The sequence below is a fragment of the Pseudomonas sp. GW823-FHT06E10 genome, assembly GCF_058794995.1.
This window is the reverse complement of record NZ_JBXAHJ010000019.1, coordinates 26459-48915: the sequence shown is the minus strand read 5'-3', so window position 1 is coordinate 48915 and position 22457 is coordinate 26459. Positions and strand designations below refer to the sequence as shown.

Genomic DNA, 22457 nt, shown 5'->3' with positions numbered 1-22457 from the left:
AGTGCCTTGCTGCAGTGCGAATGGGTAGAAGAATAGTACCTGCGTGGAAGCGCACAACTACCAAAATTGGTAGTTGTGCCTTAATTGCGTAGCCGGCACGATAACTGGTGAGCCATCGATTATCTGTCTGCCGAGGGGATGTTTTATATGGGTCATCGCACTTACGACAGCATTATAGACATGATCTTACATCACGTAACCGCTTCCCCTGATCGCGTCGCCGTTAAATGCGGGGCACAGTGGTTAACCTATAGGCAACTGAACGAACAAGCGGAGCGAGTGGCTGCGTACCTGGAGCAAACGGGTGCCGCAAACCATGGAATTATCGCTGTTGCCATGGAGAGAACAGTCCAACTGGTAGCCGTCTGCTTGGGAATCATGAAGCATGGCAGTGCCTATCTCCCAATAGACATCGAACACCCAAAGGAAAGAATCCAGAGCGTGCTGAACAACGCCAAGGTTGAGCATATTTTTTGCGACGCCCCTGTATCTTTTCCTCAGCGATTCTCTGAGAGGATCGTAAACCCCCAAGATATTGTCAATGATAGCTATCAACGGAAAAGGACGAATCTTCCAAATAGTGAGACGCCGGCTTACTGCATTTATACGTCTGGCTCGACAGGCGAATCTAAAGGAGTGCTAATAAGCCATGGTGGGTTACTGAATCATACCCAATGGTTTATAGATGAATTTGGCGTTACTGAAACAGACATCATATTGCAACGAACCTCGGTCGCATTTGACGCGTCCGTATGGGAACTGTGGACTGGGCTGGCGGCTGGCGCCTGTACGGTCATGCTGCCCGCCGCTTATGCTAAACATCCGTTTGGCATATTATTGACACTGCAACAAGAGCATATATCGATTGCGCAATTTGTTCCGACACTGCTACTTGAATTAGTGCGATTAAGGCAATTCGAGCATATTCCCTGCCGATTGGTCTTTTGCGGTGGTGAGTCATTAACCTGGGCGCTTGTCGATCAGTTCTTTTCGAAGACCCAAAGTCAGCTGGTTAATCTCTATGGGCCTACCGAAACGACCATCGACGCAACTTTTTGGCGCGTGAACCAGGATACCGGCAGAGATTTGCCTCCATCCATTGGTAACCCCATTCGCGGCATGCAGGTTTATCTGCTGGATGAACAGGGTGGCCCAGTCACGCGGGAGCAAGAGGGGGAAATTGCGATCGCTGGACCAGGTGTAGCGATAGGGTATGTCAATACTCCGGGCGATAACGCCCTGCGTTTTTCAACGCTCAACGTTGATGGAAAGCCAGTACGCATTTATAAAACCGGAGACATCGGGATTGTTTCAGCCTCCGGAGAGCTCTCCTTCCTGGGTCGGCGCGACAGTCAGCACAAGGTGAATGGGCACAGGGTCGAGCTATTGGCCATTGAGCAAATTGTCCAACAAACACCAGGAGTGCATTACGCCACCGTCTATCTCGACACTCTGGTTAGCGGAGAAAAACAGATTTGTGCGTGTTACGTAGCACAGGCCAACGTTGAGACTCACTTGCTTGAGCAAAGAATCAAACAGACAGTCTCAGCACAACTCCCCGCCTACATGCACCCCAGCCAGCTGTATTCGCTTGCCAATCTGCCTCTTTTGCCTAACGGAAAGGTCAATCACAACGCACTGCGTGAGATGAATGTAAAACCCAGTGTCATCATACCGTCAGTCACTGGCGACGCTTCGACATTGGATCGATTACAAGCTATCTGGAAAGAGATCCTCAGCCACCAGGCGATCTCGGCCGACAGCCATTTTTTTGAATGCGGCGCGACTTCCCTTTCGGTGATGATGCTGCTTGGCAGAATTGCCAACCTCTTCAATGTTGACCTGACCCCCAAAGATATTTTCGACCATCCGATACTGGCTCAGCAGGCGGGGTTGCTCAACGGCAGCGCACGCCAGGGTGATGAAAACAGCCTATTGCTGGACGCCCAAGCCTGGCGCAAGCGCGAAGGCGAAGATACGCCCGGACTGGCTCAACGCGAGATTCTTGAAAAGCCCCCCGAAACCCCAGCCTATCTGGAAAATGTGGTGATGGCGTTTTACATTCGAGGCGAGTGTTCAGTGGCCAGGGTTCGCGAAGCCTTCGGCGCCGTACTTGAACAGCAACCAGCGTTACGCTGCAGTTTCGAACTCAACTCACACGGCCAGTGGCGTCGTTCACAACACGCCCTTGATGAGTTTCCGTTGCCTTTTCACCTGATAAACCTGCCGCTTGAAAGCGATATCAGCCAAACCGTGGCCGATCTGATCGTTGAAGAATCATTGACCGCTTTTGACCTGAGACATCCACCGTTGATTCGGGCAACCTACCTTGAATGCCAAGGGACGGATGACGTGCTGATCATCACCGCCCATCACATTGCATTCGATGGCTGGTCAGGTGCGGTACTGATGGACCAGCTTTGCGCGCACTATCAGTCGTTACTCGCTACCGGCGTGCCTGACGAAGCCAAATATTGCCTGCAATACGCAGAATTTACTGATGCCCAACATCAACGTTTGGCTGAAAACCTGCTGGATAGACATAGCGCTTTTTGGCAAGAGACACTGAAACAACTGCCCGAACCCTTTCCGTTGCGCGGTGCTATTCAGCGGCCTCAGCAATTTACCTATCGCAGTGCCGTTCTACCGCTCAACCTGGATGCGCAATACCCCGCAATCGCGCAATTGTGCAGCCGAACAGGCTTCAGCCTTTATACCGTTATCCTCACTGCGTTCTTGGTTTCTCTCGCCAGAAACACAGGCACGATCGACCTCTACGTACGCTCTCCAGTAGCCAACCGGACCGACGCGGCCCTGGAGCCGGTAGTGGGGTATTTTGTTCACCCCATGGTGATTCGACCCCGGCTTTCTGAATGGTCTCCTTCTCTGCGGCTGCTGGAGCAGGTCAATCATTGTGTGTTGGATGCCTATGGCCACGCCATGCTGCCGCCGCATATTTTTGAGGCCAACTGTTCGCCCCGCGCTGTCGCTTACGGCTCCCGATTTCCCTATTGGTATAACCACCATAACTATCCCTCACGGCAGCGCCAATTAGGCACCTCACAGCTCCACGGTATCGGGGTTCCGTCCAGCGGGATTAAGACCGATGTTTCGCTTAACACACTACGTACCGAAAGCGGATTGGTCGGTAGTCTTTCCTACTACCGTGACGCCATTCCTGACGATTGCGTGCACGCCCTGTTGGTCAGCTTCAAGCAGGCATTGAATGAGTTACTTGCCATCGGGAAGTGACAGCAAGTAGTGGTGCAGTGTTAAGACACACTCTTTACAGGAGACGATCATTGTGATGGGTCAACTCACTGAAACACCTGAAAATAGTGATACATCGTTACTTCTGCATTTAGACGAACTGCCTAAGCTTGTAGAGAAGACAGTGAGATTCAGTGGCCGCTGCGAGGCTGTCCGGCAGCTGGGAGGCCTCACGTTCCTGCGAGTGGCCAGCCAATATTTTTCGTTGCAGGTCATTGTTCTGGATTCGACACTCAGAAACGCCACGGCCGAGATTAGCCGGGGGGACATCGTCTCGGTGAGCGGCCTGTTAAGATCAAGGCCGGATGCCCATGAGCGTCCAGCCAGCCCGCGAATAGATCCGAATAAATACGAGGTCGTTCTCCAGCAATTCTCCATCATTCTTCAATCGCAAAAAATTGATCTCTTGACGGAGAAGGATGCAAAAAGTCGGCAATCCCTCAGGCATCGCAATCATCAGGCCAGCCAACTCATATCGTTGGTCAGACTTCACCTTGAGCAGCAAGGCTTTGTGCAGCTTCAGGCGCCGTCGTCGACAGACTTCCATGAGCAGCAACGAATACGTGAGTTAACGGCACTGAGCGGTAACAGCTTTTTCAGCTCTCCCCTGTTCAGTGCTTACACGACCGAACAGTTGATGTTTGGCACGCAGCGTTTTTATTTTTTTGTCAAGGGAACAGGTGCCCTGCCCGACTTACTGCATCTCGTGATTGCTCATCATGAACCTGGTCTCCACGCGAACGAGAACTTACTGACCACCATCACTGGACATATTATCGAACTGCTCGCGCCTGATATTTCTTGGGAACTGGATGAGGCAACCGCTCGCTGGCAAGACTTGATCCTTCATACCCAGCCGTCACCTCGAATCTCCAGCAGTTACAACGGGTCCCCCCCAATTCAGCCCCTTGCCAGCGCGAAAAATGGTAAACGGATTGCGATACGTCGGCGCCTGCAAGGCGCGCGAGAAACGTCGGGCAGTATCGCCTCTGCCGTGAGTTTGACCCTGGGCCCACTCAAAGAGGCGCTGGAAGCAACCACCCCCACTAAACACCTCAAGCCCCCCGCGCACGAAGTTCTGGCAGACATGGACGCTGAAAACGGTACAGCCTACGAAGCCTACTCAAAACTGGAATCTGAACATCAGGCGCTGTTGGTCGAACAATCCTTACGGGCGTTCAACCCCTATCAAGACCTTGCTGCGGCCCAATGCTCATCCCGGGCAGCGCTACGCTACATGGAACCTGCCCTGCATCACTACGGAATTGATCCGGCCATGGCGCAACGATTTCTCTCGCTCCAGGCCCAGCTCCACGGAGACTTGAGCAACGCCGTTTGCCCCATTGTGCTGTTCCAGTTGCTGTGGACAGTGCTGGGCAATCCTTCGGCCAAACTGTTACTTCAGAGCAACACTAGCCGAGACCGCCTGCTTTCCACGTTTGTCAATCAACGGATCCTGACCGATATTCGTCAACTGGTGTTTATCCATCCCTCCGCGATCGACGCCCTGGAGTCGTTACTGGAGCGCATACGTGACAAAGATACGCTGGGGCGGCTTCGCACACTGTTGCGCAACGTGATCGCCAAAACGCCTACCGAGCTTGCCACGTTGCTGACCACCCTGGCCGCGATGGAACCCATCAGAGCAAACGCTGCAATTGCAGAAACAAAAATGCTCGAAAATGCCGTGAAGCACGGTCTTACCACACCTTACTGGATGTCTCTCTGTTTAGGTTGTAAAGACCTGGCGCCTTTCATCAACTCGTTACGCAGCAGCAATCTGCAATCCAGTCAGAGGATACTTGGCAATAATCCTGTTTTTTCACCAATATCAGAAAACAGCCTAAATATGCTTGATGGCGTAACTCTCGGTAACCACGAGAGCTTGCCGCTCGCCGAAACTATTTACACGCTATTCAGACCGGTCACCGCGGGCATTAGCGAGTTGAAAAACACACTATCTGAATTGCAAGACCATTGTGTGCATATAGAGCGCGCACGATTAAATAATTTCAGTCTGAATTTTATTCCACACCTGCACTGCTATCGCTACATTATCTGCCAACGGCGACAAATCCATGACCAGATCCGAATTTACCTATCTAAAAATGCAGCATCATTCTTTGCAAAATCAACGAGTGGAATTTGCACCGACATTAATCGGGAACTTTTCAAGCGAGCCGATCACTTCCATTTAAATATATTCAGTGAGCGTTTAGGAAAAGTAATAGGTAATGTACAGCTGTATACCTTAAGCATCCACTACGAAAATGCGCTGCTTATTCGCGGCATAAATCCGATAAAAAGCTATTCAACTGTTTACTTGGCGGATGAGCTATTGGATTGTGTCATTGCCTGCGCAAAGGATCTTGCGACCGAAAATGATTTTTCGCTGGTTTGCGTTGCAGAACAAAATGGCCTTTGGAATTCTAACTCCAATCGCCCTGAGATACGTGCCGCGCTGGCAAAACGGGTTGCGCATCAGGACCCTATTTTCTTGGAAGATCCCTTTCTTCTTTATAAACACTACACTACGGATATATATATTTCCTCCGTCTATCAGTTATGGCGTAGTCCACGTTAAACCACCCGGCGTACTTGTCAGCACTACGGGCTCCGGCGACGGCACCGAGTTTAACCAGGAAGGCACCGGTAACCAGGCAACCGGATTGCAACAATAATTGCGTAGTGGCCCTTGTGGGGATGGTCGCGATCTTTATTGCCGCACACGAAACTCAGGGAACGCATATTCTTCTGTAGATACCGTATTACCCCTCAAGGATTTTGCACATGCTGTCGACAGAAGACCTGGCACTGCTCGAAGCCATCCGCGAAACCGGCAGTCTGTCGCGGGCGGCGGCGCACTTGGGCTAGGCGCCGTCGACCGTGTCCTATGCGGCGCGGCAACTGGAGGAGCGCTTCGATGCGTTGCTGTTCGATCGCCGCCGCTACCGTTTGCAACTGACCCCGGCGGGCGAGTTGCTGGTCAACGAAGCGGCGCGGCTGATGCAGGACGTCTCGCGCCTGACCCAACGGGTCCAGCAAGTCGCCAACGGCTGGGAGAGCCGCTTGTGGATCGTGACCGACGAACTGCTGGAGTTCGAACCCCTGATCCCGGTGATCCACGAATTCGATGCGCTGCAATCCGGCGTGCCGCTGCGCATCACCCAGGAAGTGCTCAAAGGGGTCTGGGAAGCCCTGCGCGAAGGCCGTGCGGACCTGGTCATTGGTGCCACCAATGAACCGCCGGCCATTGCCAGCTTGCGCTGGATGCAATTGGGGGAAATGGAATGGGTGTTTGCGGTGTCGCCCAGACACCCGCTGGCCAAGGCCAAAGGCCCGATTACCCGGGCCATGGTCGCGCAGCACCGGGCGATTGTGGTGGCCGACTCGTCCAGAGTCACCGAGGGCAGCACCTACGGCGTCACCGGGGGGGCAACCGGTGCTGGCCGTGCCGACCATGCGCGCAAAAATCCTCGCCCAGTGCAATGTGCTGGGAGTGGGCTGGCTGCCGCGGCATAGGGTTGGCTCGCTGCTGAAAACGGCACGCTGGTTGAAAAGCCAATGGCCGACCCGCGAGAGCCGAACATCCTGTACGCCGGTTGGCGTGGCGACCATGACGGTCGCGCCCTGAGCTGGTGGCTGGAGCAGCTGAAGAAATCGTACCTGGCCACCTGACTGGTCCAGGGAACGGACCGGTTTACCTGACGCCCGACGTTCAGTTGGCAATCACGCTCATGTTCCGCCCACTGGCCTTGGCCACGTACAGCGCCTTGTCTGCCGCACCAATCAGGTCTTCGGGGCGGACCGGGGACGCGGCATTGCTGGCACAGACGCCGACACTGACAGTCACGGTGCCTTCCGGGCTGTCACTGTGGGCAATGTCGGCCTGCAGTACCGCACGGCGGATTTTCTCCGCCACCAGAAATGCCCCCACATAGTCGCTGCCGGGCAGCACCACGGCAAACTCTTCGCCACCATAGCGGGCGGCCAGGTCACCGGGACGCTTGATGCTGTCCGTGATGATCGCACTGACCTTGCGCAAACACTCGTCACCGGCCAGGTGGCCGTAGCGGTCGTTGAACGGTTTGAAATGGTCGACATCAATCATCAACAGCGCCAATTCGGACTGGCTGCGTCGGGCACGGCCCATTTCGGCATCGATGAAAGCGTCGAGCTGACGGCGGTTGGCCAGCCCCGTCAGCGCGTCCTTGAGGGCCAGGCCTTCGAGGTTGCGATTGACCTCCAGGAGCTTGTCCTGGGTGTCCAGCAACTCGACCTGCACCAGATTCTGCTGCCTCATCAGCTTGATAAGCCGAAACCCCAGTACCCCGAGAAAACCCAGCAACAGCGTGACGATACCGGCGCTGAGCAGCGTCTCCTTGCGCCAGCTGCCGAGCACTTCATCCTTGTTCACCGCGGTAAAAACGATCAGCGGATAACCCTCGACCCGGCGATAGCCAGTCACCCGCTCAACACCGTCAACGATCGACCTGAGCGTGGCGGTACCTGCGTCGCCCTTGGGCAACAACTCGTTGAACAACGGGCTCTTGGCGAGGCTGGTGCCGATGTCCGCCTCCTTGAAGGGTCTGCGAATGACAATGCTGGCATTGTCGGCGATCAGGTTGATCACGCCGTTACTGCCCATGTCGATGCTGTCGTAGAGCTGCAGGAAATGGCTGAGGTAAATCGTCGCCACCGCCACCCCGGCAAAGCTGCCGTCGGGATGATTGAACCGGCGCGAAACCGTCATGATCCATTCACCGCTCGAACGGCTCTTGATCGACGGCCCGATGTGCGGCCCACGACTGGGGTTATCGCGATGGAAGGTGAAGTATTCGCGGTCGGAATTGTTGACGCCGGTTTGGCCGGCGCCGTTGGAGTTGGCGATCCATTGCCCTTTTTCGTCGAAAACGAACACGCCATGGAGCTGACTCAACTCACTGCGCTGGGCATTGAGCAATGCCGGCAGCCGGGATTGATCCACACCCTCGTGCTCCAGCCGATCGACCAGGGTGAACAACAGTGTGTCGGCCTGCTTGATCGTTGCCTGCGCTTGCGATGCCAGGGTCTGCGCAAGGTTGGACATCGTCACTTCCTTGTCATGCAGGTAGTACTGGCGCGAGCTCCAGGCTTCCCAGATCACGATAGCCACCATCGACAGGCACACTGCGAGCAGCAGGATCACCGCCGAGCGAACCTTGAGCCGGGGCACCGCTGGCCGGAGCATTTCAATATGATCGTTGATCGATGGATGTCCCATGGTGCTCCCTGATTGTCTGTGACAGGGCGACTCTTCCTGATCGCCTCTTTTGCTGACTATGCCTGATACAGGCTCGCAATGATGTTAGCGCGACGCCTGCTTTACCGCCTCCAGCCACGTCGGATCCAGCCGCGTCTGTTCGGTGTCGATGCCCAGCGCTTGCATTCGTTCCTTGTGCTGATCCATTTCGCGGAGCAACTGGCCATGGTCGCTGGAGTTGCCATCGAGTTGATGCATCTGGTTCAACCCCAAATGGTAGAAACGCAACAGCTTCATCGCAACCGGATCGCCCTTTTCCACGGCCGCCGTTACATGATGCATGACATTGGTAACGCTCATCAGGCTGCGCTTGAGTTGCCAACTGTAGACCGCCGGCGCCATCCATTCCTGGCGCCAGAACACCTTGCGCATCAACGCTGCCATCGCCAGCACCGCAACGAACACGCCACCGGCATTGAAGCGCAGATTGTCGCCTCCCGGCGTGCCGAACAGAGCCACCGCCGCCGTGGACAGCACCATCGCCAGCGCCAGAAAGATCAGGGCAATGATGACCGTGCTGCGCCGTGTCTGTTGCCGGTAGGTCTGGGCGTTCATCGGCTGGATTTCGAACATTGCGTCGGGTTTCCTGAGCTTCAATGGTAAAAAGGGGTTTGAGGCAAAAAGACTGCGGGCCATTATCGCCTCTGCGCGGGATTTAGCTATGCTGGGGCCCCTTTTCATCTTTTCATCGTCAAGCGGGGACATGGCGAGACTGCGCAGTTCGTGCCATCTTCTTTCATGAATACACATTATTCGGATGCCATTCGTTGTTGTTGTGTGAATGACATCGTTTTAAGGATCATTGAATGACCCAACGCCAAGTTATCAACGCCTCCGTCAGTCCCAAAGGCAGCCTGGAAACACTCTCGCAACGGGAAGTCCAGCAATTGAGCGAAGCCGGTTCCGGCAGCACCTACACCCTCTTCCGCCAGTGCGCCCTGGCCATCCTCAACACCGGCGCCCATGTCGACAACGCCAAGACCATCCTTGAAGCCTACAAGGATTTTGAAATCCGCATTCACCAGCAGGACCGTGGCGTGCGCCTGGAACTGCTGAACGCCCCGGCCGACGCCTTCGTCGACGGTGAAATGATCGCCAGCACCCGGGAAATGCTGTTCAGCGCCCTGCGTGACATCGTCTACACCGAAAACGAACTCGACAGCCAACGCATCGACCTGAGCAGCTCCCAGGGCATCAGCGATTACGTCTTCCACCTGCTGCGCAACGCCCGCACCCTGCGCCCTGGCGTCGAGCCGAAGATCGTGGTGTGCTGGGGCGGGCACTCGATCAACACCGAAGAATACAAATACACCAAGAAAGTCGGCCACGAACTGGGCCTGCGCAGCCTGGACATCTGCACCGGTTGCGGCCCCGGCGTGATGAAAGGCCCGATGAAAGGCGCCACCATCGCCCACGCCAAGCAACGTATCCACGGCGGCCGCTACCTGGGCCTGACCGAACCTGGAATCATCGCCGCCGAGGCGCCGAACCCGATCGTCAACGAACTGGTAATCCTGCCGGACATCGAAAAACGCCTGGAAGCCTTCGTCCGCGTCGGCCACGGCATCATCATCTTCCCGGGCGGCGCCGGTACGGCCGAAGAGTTCCTGTACCTGCTGGGCATCCTGATGCACCCGGGCAATGAAGGCCTGCCCTTCCCGGTCATCCTCACCGGGCCGAAACACGCCGCGCCGTACCTGGAACAACTGGACGCATTCGTCGGTGCGACCCTGGGCGAAACCGCCAAGCAGCACTACCAGATCATCATCGATGACCCGGCCGAAGTGGCGCGGCAGATGACCCAGGGCCTCAAGGCGGTCAAGCAGTTCCGCCGCGAGCGCAACGACGCGTTCCACTTCAACTGGCTGCTGAAAATCGACGAAGGCTTCCAGCGCCCGTTCGACCCGACCCACGAAAACATGGCCAACCTGAAACTGAGCCTCGACCTGCCGTCCCACGAACTGGCAGCGAACCTGCGCCGCGCGTTCTCCGGCATCGTCGCCGGCAACGTCAAGGACAAGGGCATCCGCCTGATCGAAGAACACGGGCCGTACCAGATCCGTGGCGACGCGGCGATCATGCAACCGCTGGACCTGCTGCTCAAAGCCTTCGTCGCCCAGCACCGGATGAAACTGCCGGGCGGCGCGGCGTATGTGCCGTGTTATCGGGTGGTGGCATAACCCTTTCGGTGTAATAACGCCGACATGAGCTTTACCGTCGCGAGCCGCAGTGAAAGCTGCGGTTCGCGGCACTCTATGGAAAGAAAAAATGCGCCAACGTAATTCCGCCAGACTGCTGGTGATCAATCCCTCGCAACAGGTTCTGCTGTTTCACTTCCAACACAAAAACGATGCCCTCGCTGGCCAAAGCCACTGGGCGACGCCCGGTGGGGGGCTTGAACAGGGTGAATCCTTTGAGGTTGCGGCGGTTCGTGAACTGTTTGAAGAGACGGGTTTACGCATCGACACGGTGGGGCCGAGCGTTGCAGAACGCAGTTTTCCGATGATGCTGCCAAGCGGCGAAACGGTGTTGTCCGTTGAGCGCTATTTCGTGGTTCGTACCGACAGTGAACACCTGTCCCGGGAGGGATGGACGGCGAACGAAGTCCGGGTAATGGCTGACCATAAATGGTGGTCGGTGGCAGAGCTGCAAGAGACCCGAGAAACGGTGTGGCCGGAGCAGTTGATCACGATGCTGGAAAACGCCTGAAGCGTGCAAGCGAACACAACTCCTGTGGTGAGGGGGCTTGCCCCCGTTCGGCTGCGCAGCAGTCGCAAATCCACTCAGCGCGGTCAGCCTGAAAAACCGCATTGCCTGATTTTGGGGCCGCTGCGCAGCCCAACGGGGGCAAGCCCCCTCGCCACAAAGGTTCTGTGGTTAGTCCAATGGGGCAACATTATCCAGAGCGCGGTTGACCGCCAGGTCCGCCAGCATGATCACCTGCTGGATACCCAGCAGCATGCTGCGCTGGGGGCCGTCCAGAAACGTGGCGAAATCAGTCGCCATCACGCTTGCTGAAGCCAGCGATTCACAGGCGTGGGCCAACAGGGTTTCGGTGTCGATGTTCGGGGCGATGACGAACATCGTGCTGGGATTGTGAGGGGCGATGCTTTTGAGGATGGCAGGTTTCAGGTGGAGAGTTGATGCACGCTGACTGGTATCGGCTTTTGATTCGGGGGGATTTGGCGTGGGTTTGACCATGACGAAGCTCCTTGATTGATGGAGCCGCCACAATTCGCTGCGAAACGAAGAAGGAGGCGGCCATACGCGGGTTCGCAGACCGGGAATCAAGGAACCCGGCAGACCCGAAAGTCTCCCGCGCACAGCCGCCATAACGCAAAACAGTGGGCGAACAAAAGCGCCAACTGCAAGGAAACGGTGGCGCTGAGCGCCTTGATTAACCTGGGCTGCGAAACCCGATCGCTGAATTTGCAGCGACCCGGCAACGATAGAATCAGGGTCCAAGGCCCACAAGCCGGCGGATTCTGGCGTAGATGTAGGCAACGACGCAAGGCGGTGTAGCCTCACTCCTGGTCCTACAGCCGCCTCTGACATCCACAAATTCCTGTGGTGTGAGCCAAAGGATTATCGTTGGTTGTAAGACCGCCATCGCGAGCAAGCTCGCTCCCACAGAAGAGCAAAAAGCAGAGCATCCCGCACCACCGCGTCGCTTCTCACCACTCATCAGGCCGAGCGTTAGCTCGCCTGCAGCTTTTGATCTTGATCCACCCGCCCCCTCGGAAGGCTGAGTGGAGGTGTTTATCCGGGGATTGGCGCGCAGCGCCGTTCGACGCAGTCGAACTCATTGCATGTAGGTCGAAGCGAAGCCGACCGGAGGGCAATGCCCCCGGATGAATACCGCAGCGAAGGAACGCCGAGCCTCAGCGAGGGGCCGTACGTAAGGGGCGAGACTTTTTGGTTCCTTTTGTGTCGTTTGACAAAAGGGACTCGCCGTAAGGGCGAAACCATAAGCAGCCGTTACCGCAGCAATGGATATGTACACGGTCAACAAAAAGACAGGTCGGCTGTCAGGCCGCCTTCGCAAGCAATCCCGCTCCTGCGATTCAAGGCTGCAATGCCTGGGGCCCGGTGGACTGTTCTTTCGGCGGCCCGTCGGTACCTTCGAAGGAGACTTTCTCGGCCACAAACTGCCAATCCTTGTAGCTGGCCATGCCTTTGAAGTCCGCCCACTGGTTGGGAAAATTCTCTTGCTTGAGCGGCTTCTGCTCGGACGGGCAGTACACACCGCTGATCCGCCCGTCAAAATCACGCATCAGCTCCCATTCGCCCCCTGTCATCGGCTCCGGGTACAACTGCCGCAGATGATGCCTGGCCGACGGGAAACGCTCGTCCTGCAACAGGTCCTTGAGTTCTTTCGGATACTGGGCCATACCGGGCGAACTGCGGTAATAGCTGCGCAGCGCCTGGGCATATTGCGTACCGACCCAGAGCAACTGGTTTTCGCGATCGCGGCGCGAAGCGGTGGCCCACAACTCGCCGGCACTGGCCAGGCCCATGCCCAGCACGACGACCAGAAACAGCACACCCAGGTAGGTGAAGCCGTCCTGGTTCGAAGGTTTACCACTCGGAATACAGGCTGCCATCACGCGCCCTCCCGCTGGCCCCACTCTTGATATCGGCCACCCCGCCCGCCACGCCATCCGGTGGCGCGACTATGACCCAGGTGTCCTTGCGCTCGGCAATCGGGTCCAGAGGCTGGTTGCGCAGGTAGCGCAGTTCGACCAGCTGTTCGATGGAATCGGGATAACGCCCGGTGTCTCCATAGTAATGATCCAGCGCCTCGCGCATGGACGACAGGCTCTGATGCAAGGTGGTCTCTTTGGAAGCTTCCAGGCTGCTGAAGTAGCGTGGCAAGGCGATCGTCATCAGGGTCGCGATGATTGCCATGACCACCATCAGTTCAATCAGGGTAAAGCCCTTTTGCCGACGCATATGCTCACCACTCTCGGTAGGCGATGCCATTGAGGCCCTTGCCGCGGGCCTTGGAGTAAACGTCAAAGACGTCCTGGCCCTCGCGCGGGTTCTCAGCCGAACTGTCATAGGAACGCAGGCCCCAGCCGCCCTCGTCGTCACGCTTGACGGCTGCCAGCGGGTCACGGGGGATGCGCCGCAGGAAGTAGAACTTGGCGCCCTTTGCGCTGCGCGTGTCACGCACACCCTCGACCAGTACTTGCAGGTTCGGCGGGTAGCCGCTGCTGTCGATCGACTTCTCGATGTAGCCCGCGTCGAAGGCTTGTTTGTAAGCGTCGATGGCATCGCGGATCTGGTACAGCGCGGTTCGCAGGTCCTGCTCTTTGCCCCGACGCACCACGGTCTCGGTCAACGGTGCGGCCATGCCGGCCAGCAGGCCGACCAGGGCGAGCGTCACCACGACTTCGACCAGGGTAAAACCGCGTTGCGAGGCGTTCATGATCAAGGCTTCCCGACGGTAACGGTGGTGGCGATCGGGGCGGTCATGGGGTTGGCCTGAACCGTGGTGCTCATCGAACGGTCCGGTGCCTGGATGTGCATGCTGGTTTCGGTACCGGTCGGGAATTCCATGTCCGACGGACTCTGGTACGGCAGATTGCGCACGATCCGCGGGGTGATCGACAGCACCAGTTCGGATTTGATGACGTCGTCCCTGTTGCTGCCGAACAGGCGACCCAGGCCGGGAATGTCGCCAAGGCCGGGAATCTTGTTGCCGGTGGCGCCGTGGTCGTCGCGCACCAGACCGGCGAGGATCTGGGTTTCGCCGTCATGCAGACGCAAGGTGGTCTGGGCGTTGCGGGTATCGACCTGGACCGGAATGGTGCCCTGAGCGGTCGGTGTCAGCGGCGTGGCGTTACTGACTTCCAGCGCGATCTTGATCGCCACTTCGTTGTTCAGGTGCACGATGGGCTGCACTTCGAGCTTCAGACCGACGTCGAGGTAGGTCACGCTTTCGGTGATCACCGGGCCCTGGGTCGAAGGCACCGAGGTGGCGCTGATGATCGGTACGCGCTGACCGATGTGGATGCGCGCCTGTTCGCGGTTGCTGACCCGAATCACGGGGCTGGCCAGGGTATTGATGTCCTTGTCCTGGGCATTGATCTTGGCCTGGGGCGATGGCGAGATCGTGATACGGCCGGAGTTGATGCCCTTGAGCTGATCGAGAAGGGTCACCGCCGACCCATCGCTGTTGACCACGCCGAAGGTGTTTGGCCATTGCAGGCCAAGGTCGAGAATGCGCTGGCGGGCGACTTCCATCACTTCCACTTCCAGCACCACTTCCGGGTTGGACTGGTCCTGCGATTGCAGGAGTTTTTCCGCCATGCGCACCGCGTCACCGGTATCGCGCATGGTCAGGGTGTTGAGGCGCTCATCGACGAACACATCGCGGGTCTTGAGCATGGTCTTGATCATGTTCAACGCCGTGTTGGCATCGATGCTGGTCAGGTAGAAGGTGCGCATCACCAGCTCCTGGTAATCCTTGAGTTTCTGCGGCGAGTCCGGGTAGATCAGCACGGTGTTTTCATTGACCACTTTCTGATGCAGCTGGTTCTGTTGCAGCAACAGATCCACGGCGTCTTCGATACGCACGTCACGTACGAAGATCGTGGCTTTCATGTCCGGGCGCAGGTCCTTGTCGAAGATGAAGTTCAGGCCGGCGACCTGGGACAGCACTTCGAAAATGGTCTTGAGGTTGGCATCGCGAAATTCCAGGGTCACCGGCCGGTCAAGGCGCGTGCGCAGTTGTGGGTACTGCACCACGTTGCGGCTCTGCACCAGGCGGATGCTGCCTTGCAGTTCCAGGGCGCCTTCGTTCTTCGGGTCCAGTTCGAGAATCTGTCTGACCTGGCGGTCGGCACCGTAGATGTCACCGCGACGCAGGTCGCCACGGGCCAGTTCGAGTTTCTCATCCATGCTGCGCAGGTAGTCGAGCTGGCGCAGGGAATCCTGGGCACGGCGGTTGTTCGGTTCGATGTTCAAGACCCGGCTGTAAGTCATGCGGGCCCCGGCGAAATTACGCTGGGTGCGGTCCATGTCGGCCTGGGTCAGCAGCGCCGTCACGGCGCGGGCCCGTCCGCTGTTGAGAGCCATGTGCAGTTCGGTATCGCGAGGGTTTTCCCGCAATCCCTCTTCGATGCGCGCCAGACCGGCTTCATACTGGCCCGATTCGATCAGGGCCGAAGCTTCATCCCTGGCAACCTGCGCCGAACTGCATGCGGCCAGCCCCGCGCAGAGACAAAGGCTCATCAGCAAACGGGATTTGTTCATTCCGTACTCCCCACAGACAAGGTCTGCGCCAAATGCAGAGGCAGGTAGACCAGGCTCAGTTCCTTATCGGAAATCCGCTCGATCCGCCAGGTTTCGTCGATGACATCCCCTTTGCGCACGACGTATATTTTTTCGCCGCTCTGCAAAAACACCTGCAGATCGGAACGGTCATCCAGCCTGCCGACAAACTGGAAGGGCAACGGTGGTGCAGTGGGGACTTGCACCACAGGAGTAACGACTACCGGTTGTTCAGTGACGGTGCCAAGGGCCGGCGCCGCTATCCAGCTGCGGGCGGCGAACAGGTCGCCTGCCGGGCTCAGGTCCTTGATCGGCGCCAGCGCAGCGGCGCTCGATGCAGCCGTCGATGCGCCAGGGGTCTTGCCCTTGGCTGGCGTAGCCACGGTGGCCACCGCAAGGTCGCTGTCGCCGGTCTGATTGAAGTATTCGGGGAGCCAGGCGAGCGCAGCCGCTACACCGAAGAACGCCACCCAACCCGACACTCGTTTGGTATTCATCATGACCTCGACAGGTAAAGGGTCATGCGGATCCGCCCGGTCAGGTCGGTATCGGCGATATTCTTGCGCTGTAGCTCCACATCCTCGAGCACCACCGCCGGCAACTGGCCGAGCAAGGCGTGCAGGAAACGCCGCAGTTGCGGATAGCTGCCACGTACCGGCAGCAGAATCTGATAACGGGCCAGGTGGGTCTTGGGGTCCACGCCCAGGGAGTACTCACCCCGGGACAAGGTGATGCGTTCCTGGGCGGCCAGGGCGTAGATCTTGTCGATGGCCACGGTGGCCTGGGGCTGGGACGGCAACTTGCTGCGAAAATCGTCGAGCTGGCGCTGCGGCACCACCGGCGCGGCCACGCTGCCGTCTTCGACCTTGGCCAGGTACTCGGTGGCTTCGCGAGTTTGCTGGCTGAGGCTTTGCAGCGACTCCCAGTTCGGCAGCAACCCCACCAGGCCATAGCTCAGCGCCAGCACCAGCATGGCCATCCCTGCCAGCCCCGGAACGCCCAGGCCTTGCAGGTATTCGTGGACGATCAATTTATGGATTTGCATCGCCGATCTCCCAGGTAGCCGACAGGTTGAACTGCACCGGGTGTTCCGGCACGTTGGCGACAATTTCGTGGCTCAGCAGCGATACGTCGGACAGCTCGTCGCTGGCTTCGAGACGGCGGTGGAAATCGAGCATGGCGTCCAGGTCCAGCGCCTCGGCGCTGATCCGCACCTGGCCCTTGCGGGCGTCCGGGGTCAGGGTCAGCAGAGCAATGTTGTCCCGCGGCATGGCTTCGAGGGTGGCGAACAGGCGTTCCCAAGGGCGACGCAACTGCTGGGAGACCTTGCGCATTTCCGCCAGGTTATGCGCCTGTTCGCGAATTTGCGCCGGGGTCAGGCTGAGCTTGCTGCCGGTATCGCCGGTGAGCACTCGCTGTGTGATTTGCAGATGACCTTGCTGTTGTTCGGCCTCGTGGCTCAGGTGCTGTTGCACCAGCAGGCAGGTCAGTGTCAGCACCACGCCACCGGCCAGCAGGCTCCAGCCCAAGGGGCCTGCACGGCGGCGCGGCTGAAAGTCGAGCATCAGGGGGCGCATGTCAGGCCACCGCCCGAGACATGAGGTACAGGCAATCGCGTACGGCTGTCCGGTCTTCTTCGAGGGTGCGCAGATGCACACCAGGCACGTCAGGAGGGGAATCGATGCGCGCCGGTGCATGCAGGTAGACATTCAACGGCCGTTCGCTGCTGGAAGCCTGCAACTGGTGTTCTCGACCGATCAACGCGGTCAGCGCCGCATCGCTGTCGCTGCTGCCCACCGATCGCACCGAGGTCCAGCGCCCTTCCCTGGCCAGCAGCAACACGCTGCGCACCGGTTCGGCGACCACGAACAGGAAATCCCCGGCCTCAAAGCTTTTATCGAAATGGTTGAACGCCGTCATCAGGTACGGCTGTACCGAACGCAAGCGCAAACCGCGAGCCCTGACCAGGGCGCGCAGGCGTTCGAGCAAGTCCTGTGGCAGCGCGGTGGCGATGCGGTCGTAACCGGCGGGTTCGGCCGACAGCACCAGGCTCCAGGGTTGTGTCGGGGCACCGTAGAGGTCTTCGAAACACAGTTGGGCGAAGCCGAGCAATTCGGCCGGGCTACTGATCTGCTCACTCCAGGGCACCAGGCAATAGCGACTGAAGTGCCCGGAGATCACCACCGTCAGTTCCGCCCTGGCAACGGTGTGTTCGGCCAACAAACGGTCGAGGGTATCGAGGGCCACCGTCCAGGCCTGGAAGCCTTCGTCAATGTAGCCGACGCTGCCCAGCCAGTGGGTTGCAGCGCCTTGCCGCTGCCCCAGGCCAACACCGCTTGCGCCGAGCACGGCGACAAATTGCTCACGAGATAAAAGTGACACGATTGATCTCCTCGAGAGTCGTCCGGCCTTGTTCCACCATCTCCAGCGCCGACTCGCGCAACAGGCGCAAGCCACGTTTACAGGCGTGCGCCTTGATTTTCGAAATGGGTTGGCGCTCGACGATCATTTGCCGCAATTCGTCGTCCAGGTGCAGCAACTCGGCAATTGCGCTACGCCCGCGATAACCGGTACCCCGACAATGCCCGCAGCCCTTGCCGTGGACGAACCGGTAGTGAGCGACCTTTTGCGGATCAAGCCCCGAGACCTCCAGCTCTTCTTGCGTCGGGCTGTAGGGGCTGCTGCAACTGGTGCAGACCAGGCGGATCAAACGCTGGGCCAGTACGGCATTGAGTGCCGAGACCAGGCTGTAGGGATCGATTTCCATCTGGGTGAAACGGCCGATGACGTCGAACACGTTGTTGGCGTGAATGGTGGTGAACACAAGGTGACCGGTGAGCGCCGATTGCACGGCGATCTGTGCGGTGTCCGGGTCGCGGATTTCACCGACCATGATCTTGTCCGGGTCATGGCGCAGGATCGAGCGCAGGCCCCGGGCGAAGGTCAGGCCTTTCTTCTCGTTGACGGGGATTTGCAGCACGCCCGGCAGTTGATATTCCACCGGGTCTTCAATGGTGATGATCTTGTCCACGCCGTGGTTGATCTCGGTGATCATCGCGTACAGGGTAGTGGTCTTGCCGCTCCCGGTCGGCCCGGTCACCAGCACCATGCCGTAGGGTTCGGCGGCCAGCCGGCGCAGCTGGCGCAGGGTTTCTTCTTCAAAGCCCAGGGCCTGCAACTGCACGCCACAGACCTTGTCCGCCAGGTCCTGTTTGTCGAGTACCCGCAGCACCGCGTCTTCGCCGAAAATGCTCGGCATGATCGACACCCGGAAGTCGATCTGCCGGCCGCTGATGCCGATCTTGAAGCGACCATCCTGGGGCACGCGTTTTTCGCCGATGTCCAGTTCGGCCATGACCTTGACCCGGGAAATCACTTGCTCGGCGAACTCGCTGCCCTGGATTTTGCTGATGTTGTTGAGCACGCCGTCGATCCGGTACTTGATCACCAGACCGCTGCCGGTGGTGCCGAGGTGGATGTCGCTGGCGTGCATTTTCAGCGCGTCGTACAGGGTCGAGTTGACCAGTTTGACCACGACGCTGGAATCTTCGCTGATGCTGGTCAGGGACAGGCTTTGCAGGTTATCGATTTCGGCGCCGGCGTCGCTCTGGGCGTTGAGCGACTCCACCGCATGGAAGCTTTCTTCGTGACGCGCCAGATAGGCCTTCAGGTCATCGGCATGCACCAGGTACAGCGGCGCGCCTTGCAGGCACTCATCGATCCAGGCCAGGCGCGCACTGTCGAAGGGGTCGGCGAACACTCCGATGACCGCATCGTTGTGACGCAACAGGGTGAATTCGCGCTTGAGGCATTGGGCCAGGGTCACCCGGTCGAACACCGGCGTGGAATTGAACAGGCTGTCGGTGTCGAGCACCGGGTAGTGCAGGGTTACGCCGAGGCATTGAATGAAAGGCATGGGAGCCAGTGCGCACAGCCGCCCCAGGGCGTCCAGCATCCGCTCGCCGGAACTGGTGGCCAGGGCTCGGGCCTGGGCCAGTTGCTCACTGGTAAAACGAGTCGGTGAACATTCCGGTTGCGCCGGTTCTACGGCAAAGGATAGACGGTCCATGGCTTGCTCTCCTACGCCCGGGGCTTTGGGCCCTGTCGGCGCGGCGAGCCATTCGGCGGAGGCCGGAACGTCTTGTCGCGCCACTACTCCCCGGTGAGCAACTGTTCGTCGTCTGGCGCCTTGGAGGCCGATGTATTTTTTCGGCGATCTGCCAGCACCCAGCTACCGTCGTACAACTGCAGCGGGAAACTCTCGGTCCTGCTCTGGCGTCGTTCGACAAAGCCTTCGGAAGTGCTCACCCCCACTTTGGGTTCGCGTTGCCTGCCCAGAAGATCAAGCACGGCACGGGCCAATTCCGCCAATGGAAACGGTTTGAACAGGATATGGCTGACACCCAGTTGCCGGGCCCGCTCGCAAACCTCTGCGGTTGGATGCCCTGTGATCAGCACGAAATGACACTTCCTGTTCTGGCGGACGGCATCGAGCACCTGAAAGCCTTCCATATCGGGCAAGCGGTAATCGAACACCATCACATCGGGTGCGAAATCATCGGCTTCAGCGATTCCTTTCGCACCGTCGTGGGCAATCCGGACTTCCAGTGCTTGCGCCTGCAGGTAACCCTGGAGGTTCTCCGCCAGCAACTGTTCGTCATCAACAACCAGTACTTTATTCAACAAGGTGGACTCCTTGAAACCGCAGGTCCGGATTTTGAACCTGACGGAGTGCGCGTCCTGACAGGACTAACGCACACTTCATGCCAGGCTGGGCACCGGTAATTTGAGGACTTCATGTCCTTGAATTTAAAAAACAATGCCATTTCGTAGCGCAGTTCCATCCCCCAAAAACGGGGAAAGCGACGTGATTAGCACTGGACTTTTCCCCCCACTGTTGGGGAAACCCCCTATTGATCGGCAATCCGTTCGATTCGATTGCGCGAGCGCAATGGCGCCGACGCCCTCATCCCGGTTAAGCGTAGCCCTGCGGTTTCGCCAGTGGAAGCGTCTGCACCGGGCGGTATCGAGTTTCATGATCGGCCTCCGGTCAGGGCGTGGCAGCAATAGGTTTATAGGGTGCGACCAAATAGAAACGCTGGTCCGGCAGATCCACCGTGACGATATGGGCACCGCTCAAGCCCAGGCGCCGGCCCGGACCAAAGCTGATCAGCGGTGTCAGCCCGGTATCGAAGTCACGCAAGCCTTCCAGGGCCCTGACCAGCTTCTCGCGACTGGCATTGCGCCCGGCCTGCTTCATGCCTTCGCTGAGCAGCATCATCGAACTGAACGCGCCCACTTGCAGCACCGCATGCTGGCCACCGAGGCCCTGGTGTTCGCGCAACTGGGTCAAGGCCAGGCGCCCGGCCTGGGTCCAGTCGCTTGGCACGAACGGATAGGCCAGGAATACCCGTCGGGAAAATCCGCTGGGCACCTGCATCAGATTGCCCGCCACCTGGTTCGAGGCGGCGAACAGGTAAGGCACCTGCCCCGCCGTTTGCAAGCGCTCGGCCAGACGACTGAAGCCGCTGCTGCTGCCCAGGTAAAACACCGAGCGCGACCCCAAGGGAAAATCATCCCCGGCCGGGTCATAGGCTTGCAGGCGCACCTTTTGCCAGGCGTGCCCCTGCAAGTACTTGCTGAGTTCCTGCGCCGCCAGGCGTTGGCCGGGTTCGTCCGGATAGGCGATCAGCGTCGGCCCCTGAAGCACCCGCAGGCTCGTACTGGCGTAGTTGGCCAGGGCGATCAATTGGTCGCGAAGGCCCGGCAGTGGCTCGAATATCTGCGGGCTGGTGTGGAGCGTGCCCTGCAAGGACAGCGGCCCGATCAGGGGAATGCCGGCCTGTTCCAGACGCATGGCGAAGTTCAGGTCCAATGCCGGCGCCATCGGTGCGATCAGGGCAAACACCTGCTCTTCATTGATCAACCGGTCCAGCGCCTTTTCGGCACTGGCGCGGTCGGCACCGGGGTCGAGGATGGTCAGGCGCAACTGCCGGCCATGAATTCCGCCCGCCTCGTTGATTCGCGCCACGCAGCCATTGAGCACCGCCGCCACCGTGATGCCCTCTTCGCCCAAGGGGCCGGATCCCGGCAACAACGTACCCAGGTGCAGACTGTCGGGGGCCAGTCCCGGAACGCGGTCTTCGGCCAGGTGTTTGAGGTACGCCGTGAGGTTGCGTTGATCGATCATCGACAACACGAACCGTGGCATCGTCGGATCGAGCCGATTGTTGCCCGGGTCGCGCCCCTCCTGCACCGCCCGCGCCAGGGTGATTTCGCTGTAGGCCGGATAACTGCGGCCGTTGATGTGCTGCTGGCCTTGACTGCTGGCCAGTCGAGACCAGCGCAGGTCCGGCGGTCGCACCTCGCCTTCCGGGCGCCCGAGGCCATCCTCGCCATGACAATTGGCGCACGGCAGGCGGGTGGCCGGCAGCAGCACGCCCGCTGCGCCGACCCGGACCATGATCGGTTCGCCGCTGGCCGACACGCCTTCGTGGTACAACCGTTTACCGGCACTTTCGCTGAGGCTCAGCGGCAGCGCCTGGGCGGTGAGCGCGATGCTGCCGAAGAGCAGCAGGCCAAGGACGAGGGCAGTATTCATGGCCGT

18 protein-coding genes and 1 pseudogene are annotated in these 22457 nt (G+C 58.8%); 5 read left to right on the top strand and 14 right to left on the bottom strand.

Annotated features, from left to right (window positions below; all coding sequences use genetic code 11):
* The first annotated feature begins 147 nt into the window (after positions 1 to 147).
* The 3 genes and pseudogenes from AC1Q6Y_RS24935 (at position 148) to AC1Q6Y_RS24925 (ending at position 6948) form a co-directional block, all read left to right on the top strand.
* A complete protein-coding gene (locus AC1Q6Y_RS24935; protein ID WP_492625371.1) occupies positions 148 to 3252 on the top strand; it encodes an amino acid adenylation domain-containing protein in 3105 nt (1034 codons plus the stop codon).
* Positions 3253 to 3307: 55 nt separating this feature from the next.
* Positions 3308 to 5854, top strand: a complete 2547-nt coding sequence (locus tag AC1Q6Y_RS24930; RefSeq protein WP_492625370.1) for a hypothetical protein — start codon at positions 3308 to 3310, stop codon at positions 5852 to 5854.
* 206 nt (positions 5855 to 6060) lie between these two features.
* Positions 6061 to 6948 (top strand): annotated as a pseudogene (locus AC1Q6Y_RS24925) (LysR family transcriptional regulator).
* A gap of 40 nt (positions 6949 to 6988) precedes the next feature.
* On the opposite strand, the gene AC1Q6Y_RS24920 reads toward AC1Q6Y_RS24925, so the two are convergent.
* Both AC1Q6Y_RS24920 and AC1Q6Y_RS24915 read right to left on the bottom strand, forming a co-directional pair.
* Complete coding sequence (locus AC1Q6Y_RS24920; protein ID WP_492625369.1) at positions 6989 to 8533, bottom strand: sensor domain-containing diguanylate cyclase; 1545 nt, start codon at positions 8531 to 8533, stop codon at positions 6989 to 6991.
* Between the two features lie 84 nt (positions 8534 to 8617).
* Positions 8618 to 9145, bottom strand: coding sequence for a DUF3087 family protein (locus tag AC1Q6Y_RS24915; RefSeq protein ID WP_492588030.1), 528 nt, complete (start codon positions 9143 to 9145; stop codon positions 8618 to 8620).
* 233 nt (positions 9146 to 9378) lie between these two features.
* On the opposite strand from AC1Q6Y_RS24915, the gene ppnN reads away from it, so the two are divergent.
* Positions 9379 to 10752, top strand: a complete 1374-nt coding sequence (gene ppnN, locus AC1Q6Y_RS24910) for a nucleotide 5'-monophosphate nucleosidase PpnN (protein ID WP_057715483.1) — start codon at positions 9379 to 9381, stop codon at positions 10750 to 10752.
* 88 nt (positions 10753 to 10840) lie between these two features.
* Entirely contained in the window at positions 10841 to 11281 is a 441-nt protein-coding gene (locus tag AC1Q6Y_RS24905) for an NUDIX hydrolase (RefSeq protein ID WP_090454722.1), read from the top strand.
* A gap of 168 nt (positions 11282 to 11449) precedes the next feature.
* Here the strand turns inward: AC1Q6Y_RS24905 and AC1Q6Y_RS24900 are convergent, their stop codons facing one another.
* The 12 genes from AC1Q6Y_RS24900 to AC1Q6Y_RS24845 form a co-directional block, all read right to left on the bottom strand.
* Positions 11450 to 11773: a DUF6124 family protein gene (locus AC1Q6Y_RS24900; RefSeq protein ID WP_057715485.1), complete on the bottom strand. Its 324-nt coding sequence runs from the start codon at positions 11771 to 11773 to the stop codon at positions 11450 to 11452.
* An 863-nt stretch (positions 11774 to 12636) separates the two neighbouring features.
* On the bottom strand, positions 12637 to 13176 hold the full coding sequence (locus AC1Q6Y_RS24895) for a type II secretion system protein (protein ID WP_492625368.1): 540 nt from the start codon (positions 13174 to 13176) through the stop codon (positions 12637 to 12639).
* A complete protein-coding gene (locus tag AC1Q6Y_RS24890) occupies positions 13151 to 13525 on the bottom strand; it encodes a type II secretion system protein (RefSeq protein ID WP_057715487.1) in 375 nt (124 codons plus the stop codon). Before AC1Q6Y_RS24890 ends, AC1Q6Y_RS24895 begins: the two co-directional genes overlap by 26 nt.
* A gap of 4 nt (positions 13526 to 13529) precedes the next feature.
* Entirely contained in the window at positions 13530 to 14003 is a 474-nt protein-coding gene (locus AC1Q6Y_RS24885) for a type II secretion system protein (protein ID WP_492625367.1), read from the bottom strand.
* Positions 14004 to 14005: 2 nt separating this feature from the next.
* Positions 14006 to 15832 carry a secretin GspD/PilQ domain-containing protein gene (locus AC1Q6Y_RS24880; protein ID WP_407516118.1) on the bottom strand — a complete coding sequence of 609 codons (1827 nt, stop codon included), beginning with the start codon at positions 15830 to 15832 and terminating at the stop codon, positions 14006 to 14008.
* Positions 15829 to 16347: a hypothetical protein gene (locus tag AC1Q6Y_RS24875; RefSeq protein ID WP_349736061.1), complete on the bottom strand. Its 519-nt coding sequence runs from the start codon at positions 16345 to 16347 to the stop codon at positions 15829 to 15831. Before AC1Q6Y_RS24875 ends, AC1Q6Y_RS24880 begins: the two co-directional genes overlap by 4 nt.
* Entirely contained in the window at positions 16347 to 16895 is a 549-nt protein-coding gene (locus AC1Q6Y_RS24870) for a GspMb/PilO family protein (RefSeq protein ID WP_090454711.1), read from the bottom strand. Before AC1Q6Y_RS24870 ends, AC1Q6Y_RS24875 begins: the two co-directional genes overlap by 1 nt.
* The gene (locus tag AC1Q6Y_RS24865) at positions 16882 to 17427 is read right to left on the bottom strand and encodes a PilN domain-containing protein (RefSeq protein ID WP_057715492.1); all 546 of its coding nucleotides are present in this window, start codon (positions 17425 to 17427) and stop codon (positions 16882 to 16884) included. The genes AC1Q6Y_RS24870 and AC1Q6Y_RS24865 overlap by 14 nt, the downstream gene beginning before the upstream one ends.
* 1 nt (position 17428) lies before the next feature.
* Positions 17429 to 18232, bottom strand: coding sequence for a hypothetical protein (locus AC1Q6Y_RS24860; RefSeq protein ID WP_057715493.1), 804 nt, complete (start codon positions 18230 to 18232; stop codon positions 17429 to 17431).
* Positions 18213 to 19919, bottom strand: coding sequence for a GspE/PulE family protein (locus tag AC1Q6Y_RS24855; RefSeq protein ID WP_090454707.1), 1707 nt, complete (start codon positions 19917 to 19919; stop codon positions 18213 to 18215). Before AC1Q6Y_RS24855 ends, AC1Q6Y_RS24860 begins: the two co-directional genes overlap by 20 nt.
* An 83-nt stretch (positions 19920 to 20002) precedes the next feature.
* Positions 20003 to 20536, bottom strand: a complete 534-nt coding sequence (locus AC1Q6Y_RS24850; RefSeq protein WP_057715495.1) for a response regulator — start codon at positions 20534 to 20536, stop codon at positions 20003 to 20005.
* A 364-nt stretch (positions 20537 to 20900) separates the two neighbouring features.
* Complete coding sequence (locus AC1Q6Y_RS24845) at positions 20901 to 22451, bottom strand: ABC transporter substrate-binding protein (protein ID WP_492625366.1); 1551 nt, start codon at positions 22449 to 22451, stop codon at positions 20901 to 20903.
* Between the last annotated feature and the right edge of the window lie 6 nt (positions 22452 to 22457).